This is a genomic window from Methanophagales archaeon (assembly GCA_021159465.1).
Lineage (GTDB): Archaea > Halobacteriota > Syntropharchaeia > Alkanophagales > Methanospirareceae > G60ANME1.
The window spans coordinates 1-1,820 of sequence record JAGGRR010000002.1; the positions used below are offsets into that span (position 1 = coordinate 1).

Below are 1,820 nucleotides of genomic sequence, written 5' to 3' on the forward strand. Positions count from 1 at the left end.
AATAGGAAACGATGGGTTATGATAGAATTCATGTATTTCCGCGTCGATGGTATACACATACAGATCAGTAACCACTCTCTTCAGCTGTTCTAACTCTGTCATAAATTGTGTCAATTCGGCCCGACTAATTGAGCCACTTGTATCAATCGCGGCTACGACTTGAGTCGAACACTTCTGAGCCCCAGGGATTCTAATTCCATTCTTAAAACAGGACCTGGACCAAATAGGGATTTTTGTGTAAGTAAAATATTTACTTCTTCGTCCTACAGCAGATAGTATTTTCGAACGTACATACAGAGTCCACTTTACTTTTGGGGTCGCCCGATCAAATTCCCTCTTTAACCCTGCTGGTAAGTCACCTCTATTCTTCATTGCAGTCTCAAGCTCCTCTCTTGCCAAACCAGACCCTTCTAAGGGTCTTTCATCCGAGCGCCGGGCTGGTGCAACTCCTCTTGTGCCTCTTGTCTTATCATGCCATTCAATATATGGATCGTCTCCATTATCTACCACCCGGAATGATATTCCACCAACCGAAAACTGTTCTAGCCCTTTTGATAACGCGTCACCAATTTGGTTCATCAACCAGCGGTATACAACTTCTACTGGTCCATCAGGTGCATGATCAAAGAAAACTAAACCCGAGTTCTGTATTTCATTCCGATTAGTAAATCCAATATCGATGAGGATTTTATGTACTATGTGATCTGCGGCTAAATTCCACAACATGGGCTGTCTTCCCTGGCCTCTCTCAATATGGAGGAATGTGTGATGTAGTAGCTCATGAGCGTAAGCGATTTCCTTCATCCGTTTGGGTAGTGAAGGTCGTAGATAAATATTGCCCTCTTTTGTTGCGCACGCAGAAGCAAACTCCGGTAGTTTATCTGTGTAAACTACAGGAGCATACAACGCTACTGACACCTGCAATGCGTTATAAACCCGAAGTCGGATACCTGTAAAATCAGTTGCTTGTTCCATAACAGCCTCCTAGTAAGGCATAGCCCTTCTTTACTTCCCTTCCATCTTCTTTATCAGCTCATCTGTGATTTTCGACAGTATTGGGTGATCAGCTAACTTATATATATCATCGAAGTTGAACGCCATCTCACCCATGACATAACACATCTGAGCTTCAGCATTTAGCTTCTTTGCAACAAAATCCAGAACCTTAACATTCGGTTTGTGGCGAGACAAAGCAGCTGCGATCACAACTTGATCCTTCACTGATTCTGGTTTCGTCTTCAACAAATCGTTTATGCTCTTACCTAAAAGAGGATAAGAGTCTATGAATTTCGTCCCCGCGTTAATTCCTACAACACCTACAGCAACACGTATGTCATAACCCGCAGCCAAAACTTTATGAAGGCTAAACCAACTCCTTGGTGAAGGAAACTTTTGTGAAGTAGGAGGGTCAGGGTCGTAAAGGTACTCAGGATACGCTAGTAGAAAAGCAGAAATCTTACTACTAACATTCTGACTTGATGCGTATTGGATGAAGTCTTCCATTGTAGGACTGAACTCAACCGCAATATCGAACCTATCCATCACAGGTGCTAATAGCTCTGACGCACCAGCGCTGTGTAAGGATAAATTTCCAGCCGCAACAAATCTCGTCTCAGCAGACGTCTCGTGACCATGTAACCGATGACACAGAAGTAACTCAAACAATGGGGATTGAAGTTGTTCAGACGCGAGATGTATATCATCGAAGAACAACACTCGTTTTCCATCTGATGGTAACCAATCAGGTCGAGTCCAATACGTTGCATCACCTCTAATATCAGGAAGGCCTTTCGCTTCACCTGGCTCCATTAGATATAATC

3 protein-coding genes are annotated in these 1,820 nt (G+C 43.3%); all 3 read right to left on the reverse strand.

Features of this window, described 5'->3' with window-relative positions; all coding sequences use genetic code 11:
• Positions 1-975 (reverse strand): hypothetical protein (locus J7J01_00055; protein MCD6209287.1); only part of this gene is annotated, 975 nt, incomplete at its 3' end.
• Positions 976-1,005: 30 nt separating this feature from the next.
• Positions 1,006-1,542: a hypothetical protein gene (locus J7J01_00060; protein ID MCD6209288.1), complete on the reverse strand. Its 537-nt coding sequence runs from the start codon at positions 1,540-1,542 to the stop codon at positions 1,006-1,008.
• Between the two features lie 8 nt (positions 1,543-1,550).
• Positions 1,551-1,799, reverse strand: coding sequence for a hypothetical protein (locus tag J7J01_00065; GenBank protein ID MCD6209289.1), 249 nt, complete (start codon positions 1,797-1,799; stop codon positions 1,551-1,553).
• Between the last annotated feature and the right edge of the window lie 21 nt (positions 1,800-1,820).

Excerpts from the sequence above, each read along its gene's own strand:
- J7J01_00060 (MCD6209288.1), bottom strand. The coding sequence starts at position 1,542 with ATGGATAGGTTCGATATTGCGGTTGAGTTCAGTCCTACAATGGAAGAC.